Consider the following 16,764-nt stretch of genomic DNA (forward strand, 5'->3'; position numbering starts at 1 on the left):
CTCGTGCTTGCTTCTGGCTCCGATCCTCCCCCTCCCCCCCCCCCCCCCCCCCCCCCCCCCCCCCCCCCCCCCCCCCCCCCCCGGGGCGGATGCCGGAGCCGCGTGACCGGGTTCACCGAGGCGTGCGGACATGACCAGGCGGCGCCCATGTACTAGTGTTATCTCGACATCGAGATATCTGCCGAGGCGCACCGCGGTCGCCGCATTGGTAAGGCATGCCTAACTTAGCCTGACCTCACTGGTTCGGCCAAGCCGGTGCGGCGGCACGATTGACGGTGGTACGCGCACATCAATGAAGGAGACTGTCGTGTCGGCGAACAGCTTCGACGCCCGCAGCACGCTGCAGGTGGGCGGCGAGTCGTACGAGATCTTCCGGCTGGACAAGGTGGAGGGCTCGGCCCGGCTGCCGTACAGCCTCAAGGTCCTGCTGGAGAACCTGCTCCGCACGGAGGACGGCGCGAACATCACCGCCGACCACATCCGCGCCCTCGGCGGCTGGGACTCCCAGGCCCAGCCCAGCCAGGAGATCCAGTTCACGCCGGCCCGCGTGATCATGCAGGACTTCACCGGTGTCCCCTGCGTCGTGGACCTCGCCACGATGCGCGAGGCCGTGAAGGAGCTGGGCGGCGACCCGGCGAAGATCAACCCGCTGGCGCCGGCCGAGCTGGTCATCGACCACTCCGTCATCGCCGACAAGTTCGGCACCACCGACGCCTTCAAGCAGAACGTCGAGCTGGAGTACGGCCGCAACAAGGAGCGCTACCAGTTCCTGCGCTGGGGCCAGACCGCCTTCGACGAGTTCAAGGTCGTCCCGCCGGGCACCGGCATCGTCCACCAGGTGAACATCGAGCACCTGGCCCGTGTCGTCATGGTCCGCGACGGCAAGGCGTACCCCGACACCCTGGTCGGCACCGACTCGCACACCACCATGGTCAACGGCCTCGGCGTCCTCGGCTGGGGCGTCGGCGGCATCGAGGCCGAGGCCGCCATGCTCGGCCAGCCGGTCTCCATGCTCATCCCGCGCGTCGTCGGCTTCAAGCTCACCGGCGAGCTGAGCCCCGGCACCACCGCCACCGACCTCGTGCTCACCATCACCGAGATGCTCCGCAAGCACGGTGTGGTCGGCAAGTTCGTCGAGTTCTACGGCGAGGGCGTGGCCGCCACCTCCCTGGCCAACCGCGCCACCATCGGCAACATGTCGCCGGAGTTCGGCTCCACCGCCGCCATCTTCCCGATCGACGACGAGACCCTGAGCTACCTGCGCCTGACCGGCCGTTCCGAGCAGCAGGTCGCGCTGGTCGAGGCGTACGCCAAGGAGCAGGGCCTCTGGCTGGACCCGGCCGCCGAGCCCGACTTCTCCGAGAAGCTGGAGCTGGACCTCTCCACGGTCGTCCCCTCCATCGCCGGCCCGAAGCGCCCGCAGGACCGCATCGTCCTCGCCGAGGCCGCCCAGCAGTTCGCCAAGGACGTCCTCAACTACGTCGAGGCGCCGGTCGCGCAGACCGCGGACGCCGCCGCCTCCCCGGTGGACGAGGCCAGTGCCGAGTCCTTCCCGGCCTCCGACGCCCCGGCCTACGGTCACCAGGACAACGGCGCGGGCGCCCCGCAGCACGGCCAGGGCACCGGTGCCGTCCCGTCCAACCCGGTCCGGGTGACCGCCCCCGACGGCACCGGCTACGAGCTGGACCACGGCGCGGTGACGGTCGCGGCCATCACCTCCTGCACCAACACCTCCAACCCGTACGTCATGGTCGCCGCCGCCCTGGTGGCCAAGAAGGCGGTCGAGAAGGGCCTGACCCGCAAGCCGTGGGTGAAGTCCACCCTGGCCCCGGGCTCCAAGGTCGTCACCGACTACTTCGACAAGGCCGGCCTCACGCCGTACCTGGACAAGCTCGGCTTCAACCTGGTCGGCTACGGCTGCACCACCTGCATCGGCAACTCCGGCCCGCTGCCGGACGAGGTCTCCAAGGCCGTCAACGACCACGACCTCGCCGTCACCTCGGTCCTCTCCGGCAACCGGAACTTCGAGGGCCGCATCAACCCCGACGTCAAGATGAACTACCTGGCGTCCCCGCCGCTGGTCGTCGCCTACGCCATCGCCGGCTCCATGAAGCTGGACATCACCCGCGAGGCGCTCGGCACCGACCAGGACGGCAACCCGGTCCACCTGAAGGACATCTGGCCCTCCGAGGCCGAGGTGAACGACGTCGTCGCGGGCGCCATCGGCGAGGACATGTTCTCCAAGTCCTACAGCGACGTCTTCGCCGGCGACGCCCAGTGGCAGTCGCTGCCGATCCCGACCGGCGACACCTTCGAGTGGGACGCGGAGTCCACCTACGTCCGCAAGCCCCCGTACTTCGAGGGCATGACCATGGACCCGGCCCCGGTCGAGGACATCACCGGCGCCCGCGTCCTGGCCAAGCTGGGCGACTCGGTCACCACCGACCACATCTCCCCGGCCGGTGCCATCAAGGCCGACACCCCCGCCGGCAAGTACCTCACCGAGCACGGCGTCGAGCGGCGCGACTTCAACTCCTACGGCTCCCGCCGGGGCAACCACGAGGTCATGATCCGCGGCACGTTCGCCAACATCCGCCTGCGCAACCAGATCGCGCCCGGCACCGAGGGCGGCTACACCCGCGACTTCACGCAGGACGGCGGCCCGGTCTCCTTCATCTACGACGCCTCGCAGAACTACCAGGCCGCCGGCATCCCGCTGGTCGTCCTGGCCGGCAAGGAGTACGGTTCCGGCTCGTCCCGCGACTGGGCGGCCAAGGGCACCGCGCTGCTCGGCGTGAAGGCCGTCATCGCCGAGTCCTACGAGCGCATCCACCGCTCGAACCTCATCGGCATGGGCGTCCTGCCGCTGCAGTTCCCGGAGGGCGCGTCCGCCGAGTCCCTCGGGCTGACCGGCGAGGAGACCTTCTCCTTCTCCGGCGTCACCGAGCTGAACGAGGGCCGCACCCCGCGCACCGTGAAGGTCACCACCGACACCGGTGTCGAGTTCGACGCGGTCGTCCGCATCGACACCCCCGGTGAGGCCGACTACTACCGCAACGGCGGCATCATGCAGTACGTGCTGCGCAACCTGATCCGCAAGTAAGCGGTTCGGCACGGCGGCACAGGGCCGCGCTCCCGGCACCCGGGGGCGCGGCCCTTCGCGTGCCGCCCGGGCCCGGACCGCTCTGGGCGGACCCGGTGGCAGAGTGCACCGGGTCCGCGAGCCGGGCAGGCGAGGGGGGGTGGGGCACCTGCCCGGGGAGGGGGGTCGGGAAGCGCGTGGCCGGCGTGACCGCCGCGCCGCGCGACATCGTTGTCATAGGGCCGTGATGTCGACTGTACCGCCGCCGCCACGGACCCCGTCAACCCGCTTCGCTAGCCCGACCGGGTGAACCCGGTGTGCGCCGGTGGGAGCGTACGCGGCCCTCTGTGGTAGCGCGGGTGCGCCTGGCCACCCCCGGGACCCGTGCGGCCGACGGGTGGCCGCGGGGGAAAGCGGCGGGAGCCCATGTGACCGGCCTTGACCTCAAGTGGACTTGAGCTCCTACGTTCGTCCCGTTGCCGACGGCGGGCCACAGGCCGCCGGCTCCGCATGTTCATCCCCTCACCCCGACCTTTTCCCCGACCCATACGAGGAGTTGCCCCATGTCCACGGCCCCGCTGAAGATCGGCGTCGTCATCGGCAGCGTGCGCACCGGGCGGTTCGCCGACACGGTCGCCCAGTGGTTCCTCACCGAGATCGGCCGGCGCGAGGACATGGACGTCCACGTCGTCGACCTCTCCGAACCGGCGCTCGTGGAGGAGCTGAAGCTCACCCTGGACCCCGCCGAGCCACGGGAGGGCACCCGCACCCTGGCCCAGCGCATCGGCGGACTCGACGGGTACGTCGTCATCACGCCCGAGTACAACCACGGCTACCCGGCCTCGCTGAAGCTCGCCCTCGACTACGTCTACGCCGGGTGGCGGGCCAAGCCCGTCGGTTTCGTCTCCTACGGCGGCATGGCCGGCGGCCAGCGGGCCGTGGAGCAGCTGCGGCAGGTCTTCGCCGAACTGCACGCCGTCACCCTGCGCGACACCGTCAGCTTCGCCATGGCCGGGGAGAAGTTCGACGAGCGGGGCCGCCTCCAGGACGCCGTCGGCGCCGGCAAGGCCGCCTCCGTGCTGCTGGACCAGCTCGCCTGGTGGGGCCTGACGCTGCGTGAGGGCCGGGCCGCCCGCCCCTACACCGGCTGAGCCACCGCCCCGCCGGCCGGCGGTTCAGCCGGCGGGCGGACGGGTGGGCGGCGCCGCCTCCCGGGCCAGCAGACACTCCTCCAGGAAGGCCAGGACCCGCAGGTGATAGGTGCGGGCGGCCCAGCCGAGGCTGATGTTGTGCCCGGCGTCGGGCAGCCGGTCCACCACCGCGCGCGGTGCGGCGAGCGGTGCCAGCAGGGCGCGCACCGCCTCCTCGTCGGTGCGCCACCACTGCTCCTGCTCGGCGAACGTGAACCGGACCGGCACCCGCACCCGGGCCGCCAGCTCCGGATACGCCCGGGGCCACGCCAGCGTCTCGCCGGCCTCCGTGGCGGGCACCGGGGCCACCAGCCGCTGCCCCTGCCGGAAGGCCTCCGGCGGGTACAGCCGCAGCGGCCCCCAGTGCCGCCGCCAGGCCCCGGGCGCGCCGGCGCCGGGCAACTGGTCGGGCGCCACGGCGAAGGCGCTGCCCAGGCCGGACAGGTCCAGCCCGATCAGCGGGCCCGGCAGGGCGCCGGCCGCCGCGAGGGACAGCGCCGGCCGCCCGCCGCCGGAGTGGGCGAGCAGCAGGAACCCGGCGCCGGACGGCCACCGCCCGGCGAAGTCGGCCAGGGCCGCGCCGAGCGTGGCGGTCTGCCCGGCGAGGTCCTGCCCCGCCGGGAGCGCGGCGGCCGACGCGCCGTAGCCCGGGCGGTCGAGCGCCAGCACGGTGTAGCCGAGCCGGCTGCCCAGCTCCAGCAGCGACAGGCCCGGCCGCGCCCGGTTGTCGAAGTAGCCGGCCCGCATGCCGCTGCCGTGCAGGGCGACCACCACGGCCCGGGGCGCCTGTCCGGCCCCGGGTTCGGCCAGCAGCCCCGACAGCCGTACTCCGCCGCCGTCGAGCGTCAGCTCCCGGGGGCCGGGCGGGGCGGACGGGCCGGGCGTGGGGGAGTCCGGACGGGTGAGCCCTGGCGGCGGTACGGCCTGCACCATGGGTGGCTCCTGTCGTGGGCGGCGCGGTGACGAGCGGTGCGGTGGGGCGGCGGTCCGCGAGGCGAACGGTCGTTTCGCGGTGCCTTTCTACCAAGCCGTCCTGGAGTCCGCCGTCACCGCGCACGCCGGTGCGGCGCGAGCGGCGGCGGCGGACGCGGCCGTACGGCTCAGCGGGCGCCGTCCTGCGAGGGGTGCGGGGCCGGGCGGACGGCCTTCCACCAGGCGGGGTTGTCGCGGTACCAGGCGACGACCTCGGCGAGCCCCCGCTCGAACGGGATCCGCGGGGCGTAGCCCAGCTCCTCGCGGATCTTGCCGTCGTCCAGGGCGTAGCGCAGGTCGTGCCCCTTGCGGTCGGGCACGTGCCGCACCCGCGACCGGTCCGCGCCGCACAGCGCGAGCAGCCGTTCGGTGACCTCCCGGTTGGTGCGCGCCTCGCCGCCGCCGACGTTGTAGATCTCGCCGGGGCCGCCCCGGTCGAGCACCAGCGCGACGGCCCGGCAGTGGTCGTCCACGTGCAGCCACTCGCGTACGTTGCGCCCGTCGCCGTAGAGCGGCACGGGCCGGCCCTCCAGCAGGTGGGTGACGAACAGCGGGATCAGTTTCTCGGGGTGCTGGCGCGGGCCGTAGTTGTTCGAGCAGCGGGTGATCGACACGTGCAGGCCGTGCGTGCGGTGGCAGGCGCGGACGAGCAGGTCCGAGGACGCCTTGGAGGCGGCGTAGGGGGAGTTGGGCAGCGGCGGGTGGTCCTCCGTCCAGGAGCCCTCGGGTATCGAGCCGTAGACCTCGTCGGTGGACACGTGGACGAACCGCCCGGTGCCGGCCGTGAGGCAGGCGTCCAGCAGGGTCTGGGTGCCGAGGACGTTGGTGCGGACGAACGCGTGCGCCGACCGGAGGGACCGGTCCACGTGCGACTCCGCGGCGAAGTGCACCACCGCGTCGTGCCCGGGCAGCACCCGCTCCAGCAGCTCCGCGTCGCAGATGTCGCCGCGCACGAACTCCAGCCGGGGGTGCGCCGCGGGCAGGTTGTCCCGGTGGCCGGCGTAGGTGAGCTTGTCGAGGACGGTCACCCGGGACGTCTCGTGGCCCGGGTAGCCGCCGTCGAGCAGGGTGCGCACGAAGTGCGAGCCGATGAACCCGGCTCCGCCGGTGACCAGCAGTCTCATGGACGCAGTATGGGCGGGGAACGATCACCGCGTCGATCGGTCCCCGCGCCGCTCCCTCCCCGCCGGAGCGGCCCGCCGCGGAGCCACGGGACTCCCCGGCGGGCCGGCCGGCGCGGCCGCCGGGCGGGTCAGGCCAGGAGTTCCACCTCCGCCAGGGTGGACTCGCCGTCCAGGACCAGGCGGTAGCGGGTGTACGTGCCCGGTGCGGCGATGGTGAAGGCGCGGGTCTGGCGGTCCCAGGCGAACGCCTCGCCGGTGCGCCGGTCCAGGGTCCGCCAGGACGTGCCGTCGGCGGAGCCCTGGAGGGTCCAGCCGGACGGTGCCGTGCCGTGGCCGGCGCCCGAGGTCAGCGTGTACTGGACGGGTTTCACGGCGCCCCGCACCGGCAGGCCGGCGGAGGTCACCGTCGCGCTCGTCGCCGAGGTGTCGTCGAAGAGCGGGCCCGGGCCCCGCAGGACGTCCGCGCGGGGCTCGGGTACCTTCTCGTCCCGGGTGATCGAGACCGGTGCCGCGTCCTCGCCCGTGCCCCAGGCCGACGGCTCGGGGCCCATGGAGAAGTCCAGCACCCCGCCCCCGGCCAGCAGCGAGTGCGGCAGCGAAGTCGACGCCCAGGGGCGGCCGTTGAACCGCACGCCCTGTACGTAGACGTTCTTCGCGCTGTTCCGCGGCGCCCGCACCACCAGGTCCCGGCCGTTCTCCAGGTGCACGGTCGCCTTCTTGAACAGCGGGGAGCCGATGGCGTACTCGCCGCCGCCCATCACCAGCGGGTAGAAGCCGAGCGCGGAGAACAGGTACCAGGCCGACTGCTCGCCGTTGTCCTCGTCGCCGTGGTAGCCCTGCCCGATCTCGCTGCCGGTGTACAGCCGCGACAGCGCCTCGCGCACGTACGCCTGCGTCTTCCACGGCCGGCCGGCCGCGTCGTACATGTACAGCACGTGGTGCGCGACCTGGTTGGAGTGGCCGTACATGCCCATCCGGACGTCCCTCGCCTCGGTCATCTCGTGGATGACCCCGCCGTAGGAGCCCACGTGCTCCGGGGAGGCCGTCTCCGGGGTCGCGAAGTACGCGTCCAGCTTGTCGGCGAGGCCCTGCCGGCCGCCGTACAGGTTGGCCAGGCCCCGGCTGTCCTGCGGGACGGTGAAGGCGTAGCCCCAGCCGTTGGTCTCGGTGTAGTCGTGGCCCCACACCCGCGGGTCGTACCGCGCGGAGTCCACCCGCCAGCCGCCCCCGGCGTCCCGGCCCTGGAAGAAGCCCGCCCCGGTGTCGAACAGCCTCACGTAGTCGCGGGCGCGGTTCAGGAAGTACTCCGACTCCTCCCGGTAGCGCTTCTCACCCGTCTTCGCGTACAGCGCCTCGCCCATCTTCGCGATGCCGTAGTCGTTGACGTAGCCCTCCATCGCCCAGGACAGGCCCTCGTGCGTGTCGGTCGGGGTGTAGCCGAGGAAGGGGGAGGTGGCCATGCCCTTGCGGCCCACGCCCGGCGCGGGCGGGACGACGGTCGCGTTCTTCACGGCCGCTTCGTACGCCGCCTCCGCGTCGAACTCCACGCCCTTCACGTAGGCGTCGGCGAACGCCACGTCCGAGGAGGTGCCGGTCATCAGGTCGGCGTAGCCGGGGGAGGACCAGCGGGAGGTCCAGCCGCCGTCCTTGTACTGCTGCACGAAACCGTCCACCAGCTCCCCGGCCCGGGTGGGTGTCAGGAAGGAGTAGGCCGGCCAGGTGGTGCGGTAGGTGTCCCAGAAGCCGTTGTTGACGTACACCCTGCCGTCCACGATCCTCGCGCCGGTGTGCGTGGGGGTGTCCGGGCCCGGCATGGGGGAGAAGGGGGAGGCGTAGCGGTCCTTGCCGCCGACCCTCTCGAAGCCGGAGTTGGGGTACAGGTACAGCCGGTACAGACCGGAGTAGAGCGTGGTGAGCTGGTCCGCGCTCGCGCCCTCCACCTCGACCTTGCCGAGCAGTTCGTCCCAGGCGTGCCGGGCGCGCGCCTTGACGGTGCCGAAGGACGTGCCGTCCGGGATCTCCCGGCGCAGGTTCTCCCGCGCCTGGCCGACGCCGATCAGCGAGGTCGCCAGGCGCAGGGTGACGGTGCGGCCGGCGCCCGCGGCGAAGCGCAGGTAGCCCCGCACGCCCTCCGCCCCGCCGTCCGTCACCGGCTTGTCGAACTCGCCGTACACGAACAGCCGGGTGGCGCCCGCGGACAGGCCCGACTTCACGTCCGAGTAGCCCGTGACGGTCCCGTGCTCCCTGTCGAGCGTCAGCCCGGCCTGCTCGGTGACGTTGTCGAACAGCACGCTCGCGTCGTCGCCGGGGTAGGTGAAGCGCAGCACGGCCGCGTGGTCGGTCGGGGCCAGCTCCGCCTTGAGGCCGTTCTCGAACCGGACCCCGTAGTAGTAGGGCCGCGCGGTCTCGTTCTCGTGCCGGAAGGCCAGTCCGCGCGCCTCGCGGCCGGTGTCCGGGGTGCCGGCCGCGGCCGACGGCATCACCTGGAAGGTCTGCCGGTCGCCCATCCACGGGCTCGGCTCGTGACTCGCGCTGAACGCCTGGACGGTCGGCAGGTTGTCCGCGTTGTTCGCGCGCGCGTACTCGTACAGCCAGCTCAGCGAGGACGCGTTGGTCACCGGCGTCCAGAAGTTGAAGCCGTGCGGCACGGCGGTCGCCGGGAAGGTGTTGCCGCGCGAGAAGCTGCCGCTGGAGTGGGTGCCGCGGGTGGTCAGCGCGTAGTCCGACAGGTGCGCCTTCGGCTGCTCGGGCGCCACCGGCCGCAGGGTCACGTCGTCCAGCCAGCCGCGGAACCTCGCCGGGCCGCCGGGGGAGTCGTACGCCACCAGGATCCGGTCGACGGTCCTGCCGGCCGCGACCCGGCCGATCCGCGCGGCCACGGCGTTCCACTGGTTGACGTACAGCGACTTCGACGCGCCCTGCCCGCGCGGGGAGAGCGGGAAGCCGTGCGCGTCCAGGGCGCCCAGGTCGCTGAGGTAGGTGCCGTCGGTGAAGGCCAGGTCGACCGAGACGTTGGTCGCGTCGTAGTCGCGGTCGCCGTCGGCCATCGACGGGAAGATCCGGTACGCCAGTTCGGTGTCGCGGCCGACCCGCACGTTCACGTCGAAGACCTTGTTGGACGAGTAGGCGCGGCCGTCCGCCGTGTGCCGGCCGGCGTAGCGCAGGGCGCGTCTGCCGGTGAACCCGGCCCGCGCCCTGGCGGTCGGGGAGCCGCTCGGGCCCTGGTCCACCAGGGTCAGCATGTCCTCGGGCACCGGACCGCCGCCGCCTCCGGTGGAGAACTGCACATCGGCGAGCTGCAGGACGTCCGGGGCGCCGTTGTTCCGCGTGACCTCCAGCCGGAAGTGCCGGTAGAGGGCCGGTTCGGCCAGGTCGTACGACTGGGTCCGGAACCGCTCGGAGAAGGTCTCGCCCGAGCGGGTGTCGACCGTCGTCCAGTGCGCGCCGTCGGCGGAGCCCTTCAGGGTCCAGTCCCTGGGGTCGCGCTCGGCGTGGTCGTTGGCGGAGGTGAGGGCGTACGTCGCGATCGCGACCGGCTTGTCCAGGTCGAACTCCGCCCAGCCGGCCGGCTCGAACGTGAGCCACTTGGTGCCGGGCTCGCCGTCGACGAGGTTCTCCTTGACCTCGCCGGCGCCCGCGTTCTCGCCGCCGGCCCGGACCTCGGTGACGTGGTCGGTCACATTGCCCGGGATGCCGGTGCCGTAACCGCCGTCGACGCCCGACGCCCGCTCGGCCCCGTCCGGGCCGGTGTCCACGGTGTTCAGCCAGTCCGGCGCCGGCTCGCCCGCCTCGAACGAGGAGGCGAACTCCCGGCCGGGCGCCGGGGCCCCGGCCGGCAGGGCGACCGCCGCGCCCTGCGCGCCGACGGCCATGACGAAGGCGGCCGTGAGGGCGGCCGCCGGACCCCATCTGTACCGAGTTCTCCGCTGCATCTACGGATTTCCCCTCCTGCGTCCCCTTAGGACAACGTTGTCAGCAACGGGGCGCGAGACCAGTAGGTGGTCAAGTTACCGGTGGTGTCAAGGGCGTTGGCTGCGGCATTCCGGGAGTGATGTCGCGAGTTTTTCCGGCGCGGCACCCGGCGCGGGCTCATATTTCCGGCAGGTCTCAACTCGGAAAAGACCCGAGGGGAACCGTGCACTCGATCTTGTCCGCCGCCGGTAAGTGGACTATACCTGTCGGCGTTTCCCGCACGACCCTGCACGACCCGACCTGCGGTGCCGGGGAGGATCCGGTTCACCGCCTGAGTCCTGGAGAAGGCGAGGACTTGAGCATGGGATCCACTGCGCACCACGGTGCCGAAGGCGTCGGCCGTCGTGATCTGATCAAGCGTTCGGCGGCGCTGAGTCTGGTCGCCGCGCCCGGAATGGGCCTGCTGTCCGCCTGCGCGAGCAGCGGCGGCGACGGACAGAGCAAGGCCAAACAGGGCAAGAAGACCGCCGAGAACCCGCTCGGCGTCAACGACACCGAGGGCATGGAATTCATCCTCTTCGACGGCGGCTTCGGCAAGGCGTACGCCGAGGACGCGGTCAAGATCTACGAGCACGACTTCCCCAAGGCCAAGGTGAAGTTCGCGGCCACCCAGAAGATCCAGTCCACCCTCCAGCCCCGCTTCAACCAGGGCACGCCGCCGGACCTCATCGACAACTCCGGCGCCGAGCAGATGGACATGGGCGTCCTCGTCGGCAAGAACCAGCTCGCCGACCTCACCGCGCTGCTGGACGCGCCGTCGTACGACGACCCGAAGAAGAAGGTCCGCGACACGCTGCGCCCCGGCATCGTGGAGATGGGCCAGTTCGACGGCGACCCGGTCTGGATCCTGTACTACGCCTACACGGTCTACGGCGTCTGGTACTCCCAGAAGGCCCTGGACTCCCTGGACGCGGCCTACCCGGAGACCTGGGACGACATGCTCGCGCTGTGCGCGAAGGCCAAGAAGAAGGGCATCGCGGGCTGGACCTACGCGGGCAAGTACCCGTACTACATCCCCTTCTCGCTGTACCCGATGATCGCCAAGGTCGGCGGGCGCGAGGTGCTCGACGCCATCGACAACCTGGAGCCGAACGCCTGGAAGCACCCGGCGGTCAAGGCGTGTTTCGAGGCCTACTACGAGCTGTACAAGAAGGGTTACGTCCTCCGCGGCACCCCGGGCCTGGACCACATCCAGTCGCAGACCGCGTGGGCCGAGGGCAAGGCGCTGTTCCTCCCGAACGGCTCCTGGGTGGAGAACGAGTCGGCCAACGTCATCCCGTCCGACTTCGGCCTCGCCGTCTCCGCGCCCTCCGGCCTCGACGGCGCCGACAAGCTGCCGTTCGGCACCATCTGGGCCTCCGGCGGCGAGCCCTTCATCGTCCCGGCCAAGGCGAAGAACGCCGAGGGCGGCATGGAGCAGCTGCGCATCATGCTCTCCGAGGCGTCCTCGAAGAACTTCACGTCCAAGGTGAAGTCGCTGACCGCGTTCAACGGCGGCACCTCCGGCATCACCCTCACCCCGGGCCTGAAGTCCGGTGTCGCGGCCCTGGAGAAGGCCGGGGACAACGTGGTGAACCCCCGGCTCCAGGACTGGTACGTGCAGTTGCAGAAGGAGAAGATCGGGGTGTCCGGACTCGGCGAGATGATGGCCGGCCGGCTGACCCCGGCCGAGGCCGTCAAGAAGATCCAGGCATTCGCCGACGAGGCGGCCAAGGACACCTCCATCAAGCACTACAAGCACCAGTAATCCCGCACCCTGACAGCACCGGAGTGGCGATGCAGCACGGCAAGTACCGGTTCATCGTGGGGTTTCTGGCACTGCCCCTGGGACTGTACGCGCTTTTCGTGGTATGGCCGTTCATCCAGTCCGTCTACTACTCGTTCACGGACTGGACGGGCCTCAGCCCCGATCTCAAGATGGTCGGGTTCGACAACTACGAGAGGATGCTGGACGACGACATCTTCTGGAAGTCGTTGTGGCACAGTCTCCTGTTCGCTCTGGTGCTGCCGGTGCTGACACTCGGCCTGGCCCTGTTCTTCGCCTTCATGATCAATGTGGGCGGACGGCGGAGGAGGGGCGGCCCCGTCATTTCCGGCGTGCGGGGCTCGGCCTTCTACAAAATCGTCTATTTCTTTCCGCAGGTGCTCTCGATCGCGATCGTCTCGCTGCTGTTCGCCTTCGCGTACAACCCGGACAGCGGCGCGATCAACTCGCTGCTGCGCGGCATCGGCCTCGACGGCGTGCAGCCGCTGTGGCTGGGCGACCCGAACCTCGCCCTGTGGTGCGTGATGGCGGTGCTCGTGTGGTCCACGGTCGGCTTCTTCGTGGTCCTGTTCTCCGCGGGCATGGCCTCGATCCCGGCCGAGCTGTACGAGGCGGCGCTGCTGGACGGCGCGAGCCGCGCCACCACCTTCTTCCGCGTCACCCTGCCGCTGCTGTGGGACACCGTGCGCTCCGGCTGGGTCTACATGGGCATCCTCGCGCTCGGCGCGGAGTCGTTCGCGGTCGTGCAGATCATGACGACGGGACCGGGCGGGCCGGACTACTCGACCACCGTGATGGTCCTCTACGTGTACCAGAAGGCGTTCCGGGACGGTCAGGCCGCGTACGCCACCACCATCGGCGTCGCCCTGCTGGTCGTCACGCTCGCGTTCGCGGCGATCGTGATGCGGCTGGGCCGTCGCGAGCGGCTGGAGTTCTGAACCGATGAAGACGACCGCGACCCCCGCCCCGCCGCCGGCCGAGTCCGGCGCCATCGTCCGCAAGACGGACCCGCACCCGGCCGGGAGCCGGCCCGCCGGGCAGCGCAAGGAGGGGACCGTCCTCAACGTCTTCTCCCACGGCGTCCTCGTGATCTGGGCGATCATGGTGGTGCTGCCGCTGGTGTGGGCGGTGATGACGTCCTTCAAGGACGACGGCTCCATCTTCGGCTCGCCCTGGTCCCTGCCGGACCGGCTGCACTTCGACAACTGGTCCCGCGCCTGGACCGACGCCCACATGAGCGACTACTTCCTGAACACCGTCCTGGTGGTCGGCGGCTCGCTCGTCGGCACCCTGGTGCTCGGTTCGATGGCCGCCTATGTGCTGGCCCGGTTCGACTTCCCGGGCAACCGCTTCCTCTACTACCTGTTCGTCGGCGGCATGAGCTTCCCGGTCATGCTCGCGCTGGTCCCGCTGTTCTACGTGGTGAACAACATGGGCCTGCTCAACACGATCCACGGCCTGATCCTGGTCTACATCGCCTACTCGCTGCCGTTCACGGTGTTCTTCCTCACGGCGTTCTTCCGCACCCTGCCCACCTCGGTGGCGGAGGCGGCCTTCGTGGACGGCGCTTCGCACACGCGTACGTTCTTCCAGATCATGCTGCCCATGGCCAAACCCGGGCTGATCAGCGTGGGCATCTTCAACTTCCTCGGCCAGTGGAACCAGTACATGCTGCCCACGGTGCTGAACACCGACCCGGACAAGAAGGTCCTCACCCAGGGCCTGGTCCAGCTCGCGGTCAGCCAGGGCTACAAGGGCGACTGGTCCGGGCTGTTCGCGGGCCTGGTCATGGCGATGCTGCCGGTGCTCGCGGCGTACGTCGTCTTCCAGCGGCAGGTGGTGCAGGGGCTCACCGCGGGGGCGCTGAAGTAGCCGCGGCCACCCGGCGGGGACACGCCCCGTGATTGCGTGCGCGCACACCGTCCCGGCGTCCGGGGCGGTGTGCGCCGCCGTGCGCGGGTGACCCGGAAACGGTTCAACCTCTTGACGTGAGTCGCCCCGAACGGCTCAGCTTAGAGTTCACTAGTTGGACATACACGGGGCCTCGCCGAAGCGGCCCCGCGCTCAGGAGGTCGTCGTGGAGACTCCAGGGTCGCAGTCGTCGCTGCACCGAGCCAACCTGGAGCGGGTGGTCCGGGCCGTACGGCTGGCCGGGTCCCTCACTCAGGCGGAGATCGCGCGGACGACCGGGCTGTCCGCAGCGACCGTCTCCAATATCGTGCGGGAGCTGAAGGACGGCGGAACCGTCGAGGTCACGCCCACCTCGGCGGGCGGGCGGCGGGCCCGCAGCGTCAGCCTGAGCGGGGACGCCGGCATCGTGATCGGGGTCGACTTCGGGCACACCCATCTGCGCGTCGCGGTCGGCAACCTCGCCCACCAGGTGCTGGCCGAGGAGGCCGAGCCGCTGGACGTCGACGCCTCCGCCGACCAGGGCTTCGACCGCGCCGAACAGCTGGTCAACCGGCTGATCGCGGCGACCGGTGTGGACCGGACCAAGGTGGCCGGCGTCGGCCTCGGCGTGCCGGGCCCGATCGATGTCGAGTCCGGGACCCTCGGGTCCACCGCCATCCTGCCCGGCTGGGGCGGCACCAAGCCCGCCGAGGAACTGCGCGAGCGGCTCGGCGTACCCGTGCACGTGGACAACGACGCCAACCTCGGCGCGCTCGGCGAGCTGGTCTGGGGCAGCGGCAAGGGCGTGCGCGACCTGGCCTACATCAAGGTGGCCAGCGGTGTCGGCGCCGGTCTGGTGATCGACGGCAAGATCTACCGCGGACCGGGCGGCACGGCCGGCGAGATCGGGCACATCACGCTCGACGAGTCCGGTCCGGTCTGCCGCTGCGGCAACCGGGGCTGCCTGGAGACCTTCGCTGCGGCGCGCTATGTGCTGCCGCTGCTCCAGCCCAGTCACGGACCCGACCTGACCATGGAGGGCATCGTCCGGCTGGCCAGGGACGGGGACCCGGGCTGCCGCCGCGTGGTCGCCGACGTCGGCCGCCACATCGGCAGCGGCGTGGCCAATCTCTGCAATCTGCTGAACCCGAGCCGGGTGGTCCTCGGCGGCGATCTGGCCGAGGCCGGGGAGCTGGTGCTCGGGCCGATCAGGGAGTCCGTCGGCCGCTACGCCATCCCCAGTGCCGCCCGTCAACTGTCCGTGCTGCCCGGGGCACTTGGCGGCCGGGCGGAGGTGCTCGGGGCGCTCGCGCTCGCGCTCAGCGAGATGGGGGATTCCACCCTTTTGGAGGGCTCCCTGTCCACCGCGGCGCCTGCCTTCACTTAGAGAACGGATGGCACCGTTGCCATCTCGTTAAGGATTTACTTCTTGACGTCGCACGTGTGGCCGAGTTGACTTCCAGCCACCTCGGCCGCAACGACGCGGCCTCGTCAGGGAGGTTTCTCAAGTGAACGCACGTATGCGTCGTGCCGCCGTTGCCGTTGCCGCGGGTGCGATGGCCGTGTCGCTGGCCGCCTGTGGCAGCGCCAAGGAGTCGAAGGGCAACGACGACTCTTCCTCCGCCCCGTCCGCCAAGAAGGGCGACGACATCACGGTCGGCCTGCTCCTTCCGGAGAACAAGACCGCGCGGTACGAGAAGTTCGACCGGCCGATGATCGAGAAGAAGGTCAGCGAGCTGACCGGCGGCAAGGGCAAGGTCGAGTACAACAACGCCCGCCAGGACGCCAACCTGCAGGCCCAGCAGGTCGACACCATGATCACCAACAAGGTGGACGTCCTGATCATCGACGCGGTGGACGCCAAGGCCATCCAGAACTCCGTCAAGAAGGCCGTGGACCAGGGCATCAAGGTCGTCGCCTACGACCGCCTCGCCGAGGGCCCGATCAGCGCCTACACCTCCTTCGACAACGTCGAGGTCGGCAAGACCCAGGGCGAGGCCCTGCTGAAGGCGCTGGGCGACAAGGCCACCAAGTCCTCCAAGATCGTCATGATCAACGGCTCGGTGACCGACCCCAACGCCAAGCAGTTCAAGGACGGCGCGCACTCCGTCCTCGACGGCAAGGTCACCATCGCCAAGGAGTACGACACCAAGGAGTGGGCGCCGGACAACGCCAACTCCGAGATGGAGGCGGCCCTCTCCGCCGTCGGCAAGAAGAACATCGTGGGCGTCTACTCCGCCAACGACAGCATGGCCGGCGCCATCATCACCGCCCTCAAGGGCGCGGGCCTGGACATCCCGGTCACCGGCCAGGACGCCGAGCTGGCCGGTGTGCAGCGCATCGTCACCGGCGACCAGTACATGAGCGTGTACAAGTCGTACCCGCAGGAGGCGGAGACCGCCGCGCAGATGGCCGTCGCGCTCGCCAAGGGCGAGAGCCTGGACTCCATCGCCAAGGACAAGGTCTCCAGCGCCAGCGCCAAGGACGTCCCGTCCGTGCTGGTCCCGGTCGTGTCCCTGACGAAGGACAACATCAAGGACACCGTCGTCAAGGACGGCATCTACACCGTCGACGAGATCTGCTCCGGCAAGTACAAGGCCGCCTGCGACAAGCTCGGCCTGAACAAGTAAGCGGCTCCGGCCCCTTCCCGGCCCGCGGGCGTTCGACCCCTGAACGCCCCGGCGCGGACGACGGCCGGCCGCACCCGGTCTCCTCCGGCGCCCCCGGCGCATTCACACAGCCCCGCAAGCTCGGCCCGGGGCGCCGGAC

Annotated in this window: 10 protein-coding genes; 7 read left to right on the forward strand and 3 right to left on the reverse strand. The window is 70.9% G+C overall.

What is annotated here, in order from left to right; genetic code table 11:
• Positions 1-307 precede the first annotated feature (307 nt).
• Both ACZ63H_RS12300 and ACZ63H_RS12305 read left to right on the forward strand, forming a co-directional pair.
• On the forward strand, positions 308-3,103 hold the full coding sequence (locus tag ACZ63H_RS12300; RefSeq protein WP_469864050.1) for an aconitate hydratase: 2,796 nt from the start codon (positions 308-310) through the stop codon (positions 3,101-3,103).
• A 542-nt stretch (positions 3,104-3,645) separates the two neighbouring features.
• Positions 3,646-4,233, forward strand: coding sequence for an NADPH-dependent FMN reductase (locus tag ACZ63H_RS12305; RefSeq protein ID WP_469864052.1), 588 nt, complete (start codon positions 3,646-3,648; stop codon positions 4,231-4,233).
• A 24-nt stretch (positions 4,234-4,257) separates the two neighbouring features.
• On the opposite strand, the gene ACZ63H_RS12310 is transcribed toward ACZ63H_RS12305, so the two are convergent.
• The 3 genes from ACZ63H_RS12310 to ACZ63H_RS12320 all read right to left on the reverse strand — a co-directional run bounded on the left by ACZ63H_RS12310 (position 4,258) and on the right by ACZ63H_RS12320 (position 10,300).
• A complete protein-coding gene (locus tag ACZ63H_RS12310; RefSeq protein WP_469864054.1) occupies positions 4,258-5,205 on the reverse strand; it encodes an alpha/beta hydrolase in 948 nt (315 codons plus the stop codon).
• A gap of 167 nt (positions 5,206-5,372) precedes the next feature.
• Positions 5,373-6,368: a dTDP-glucose 4,6-dehydratase gene (rfbB, locus tag ACZ63H_RS12315; RefSeq protein ID WP_469864056.1), complete on the reverse strand. Its 996-nt coding sequence runs from the start codon at positions 6,366-6,368 to the stop codon at positions 5,373-5,375.
• Positions 6,369-6,496: 128 nt separating this feature from the next.
• Positions 6,497-10,300, reverse strand: a complete 3,804-nt coding sequence (locus ACZ63H_RS12320) for a GH92 family glycosyl hydrolase (RefSeq protein ID WP_469864058.1) — start codon at positions 10,298-10,300, stop codon at positions 6,497-6,499.
• 341 nt (positions 10,301-10,641) lie between these two features.
• Between ACZ63H_RS12320 and ngcE the strand changes: the two genes are divergently transcribed.
• From ngcE to ACZ63H_RS12345, 5 genes are all read left to right on the forward strand, one after another.
• Positions 10,642-12,087: an N-acetylglucosamine/diacetylchitobiose ABC transporter substrate-binding protein gene (gene ngcE, locus ACZ63H_RS12325; protein WP_469864059.1), complete on the forward strand. Its 1,446-nt coding sequence runs from the start codon at positions 10,642-10,644 to the stop codon at positions 12,085-12,087.
• A gap of 29 nt (positions 12,088-12,116) precedes the next feature.
• On the forward strand, positions 12,117-13,043 hold the full coding sequence (locus tag ACZ63H_RS12330) for a carbohydrate ABC transporter permease (RefSeq protein ID WP_469864061.1): 927 nt from the start codon (positions 12,117-12,119) through the stop codon (positions 13,041-13,043).
• Positions 13,044-13,047: 4 nt separating this feature from the next.
• On the forward strand, positions 13,048-13,977 hold the full coding sequence (locus tag ACZ63H_RS12335) for a carbohydrate ABC transporter permease (RefSeq protein WP_469864062.1): 930 nt from the start codon (positions 13,048-13,050) through the stop codon (positions 13,975-13,977).
• A 205-nt stretch (positions 13,978-14,182) separates the two neighbouring features.
• Positions 14,183-15,382 (forward strand): ROK family transcriptional regulator, encoded by a 1,200-nt coding sequence (locus tag ACZ63H_RS12340; RefSeq protein ID WP_469864064.1) that lies wholly within the window; start codon positions 14,183-14,185, stop codon positions 15,380-15,382.
• Positions 15,383-15,515: 133 nt separating this feature from the next.
• Positions 15,516-16,625, forward strand: coding sequence for a substrate-binding domain-containing protein (locus ACZ63H_RS12345; RefSeq protein WP_469864238.1), 1,110 nt, complete (start codon positions 15,516-15,518; stop codon positions 16,623-16,625).
• The last annotated feature ends 139 nt before the right edge of the window (positions 16,626-16,764 follow it).

It is taken from the genome of Streptomyces sp. NPDC104831, from assembly GCF_055583025.1.

Coding starts and splice junctions, on each gene's coding strand:
- ACZ63H_RS12330 (WP_469864061.1), top strand. CDS start 12,117: ATGCAGCACGGCAAGTACCGGTTCATCGTGGGGTTTCTGGCACTGCCC.
- ACZ63H_RS12310 (WP_469864054.1), bottom strand. CDS start 5,205: ATGGTGCAGGCCGTACCGCCGCCAGGGCTCACCCGTCCGGACTCCCCC.
- ACZ63H_RS12305 (WP_469864052.1), top strand. CDS start 3,646: ATGTCCACGGCCCCGCTGAAGATCGGCGTCGTCATCGGCAGCGTGCGC.
- ACZ63H_RS12345 (WP_469864238.1), top strand. CDS start 15,516: ATGCGTCGTGCCGCCGTTGCCGTTGCCGCGGGTGCGATGGCCGTGTCG.
- ACZ63H_RS12320 (WP_469864058.1), bottom strand. CDS start 10,300: ATGCAGCGGAGAACTCGGTACAGATGGGGTCCGGCGGCCGCCCTCACG.
- ACZ63H_RS12335 (WP_469864062.1), top strand. CDS start 13,048: ATGAAGACGACCGCGACCCCCGCCCCGCCGCCGGCCGAGTCCGGCGCC.
- ngcE (WP_469864059.1), top strand. CDS start 10,642: ATGGGATCCACTGCGCACCACGGTGCCGAAGGCGTCGGCCGTCGTGAT.
- rfbB (WP_469864056.1), bottom strand. CDS start 6,368: ATGAGACTGCTGGTCACCGGCGGAGCCGGGTTCATCGGCTCGCACTTC.